This window comes from Lutimonas saemankumensis, assembly GCF_020171465.1.
In the GTDB taxonomy this organism is placed as follows: domain Bacteria; phylum Bacteroidota; class Bacteroidia; order Flavobacteriales; family Flavobacteriaceae; genus Lutimonas; species Lutimonas saemankumensis.
The window spans coordinates 1-796 of record NZ_JAIUZR010000009.1 but is presented as its reverse complement, the minus strand read 5'-3'; the positions used below and the strand labels follow the sequence as shown (position 1 = coordinate 796).

The 796-nt window shown below is 39.2% G+C and carries 1 protein-coding gene; it reads left to right on the top strand.

Annotation, left to right across the window (positions count from 1 at the left end; translation table 11 throughout):
- The coding region (locus LCM02_RS15885; protein WP_224932273.1) for a fibronectin type III domain-containing protein at window positions 1-796 on the top strand (796 nt) is incomplete at both ends.

The following is a 796-nucleotide window of genomic DNA, read 5'->3' as shown; positions in this document are numbered from 1 at the left end:
ATCTACAGATAAGAAATCAATCGACTGGAGATGAGTTAAGTAGTTTATCCTATGATGGGTACACAAATTTGATCAATCGAGGATGGACAATAGATGTTGATGCACCAGAGCCACCTGTTTCAGGTGTTCCTGTTATGGGTGTTTTGCTCCCGCCTACCAATGTTTCTACAACGAGTTTGACTCTTGATTGGACAGCCGGGACAGATGATGTTGGTGTAACAGGATATAATGTTTACAAGGATGATGTTTTAGAAGCTTCCTTAGGAAATGTTTTAACGTATGATGTCACAGGATTAACTCCTGGTACGAATTACGATTTTTACGTGACGGCATTAAACGCACTTGAAAACGAAAGTAGTCCGAGTAATACTCAAAATGTTAGTACCACGCTTCCTGCATCCACAATTACCATAATGACAACTTCAACATCTTCTACATGGTCGCCTAACAGGGTGACCAACAGTGGGTCTACTTTGAGATGGATTGCAAATGGAGGAGGAATTACTGAACAAATAATTGATGCAAATGATCCTGTCTTTGATTTAAGTGGGAATACGGGTACGGTAACTGTAACTGTGGAAAGTTCAGATGGATTTACAGGCCTAACGCAATTGTGGCTTGATTACTTAACCATATCGATGTATGATGTTTCTAACGCTGTAAATCTTCAAAGTTTAAGTTCAAGGGGTAACAGGAATTTAGGGACAGTTGATTTGTCTTCGCTATCCTCCCTTTTAAGTTTTCGATCTGATGTTACTGATTTAACATCCATAGATTTTTCGGCAAATGATTTGCT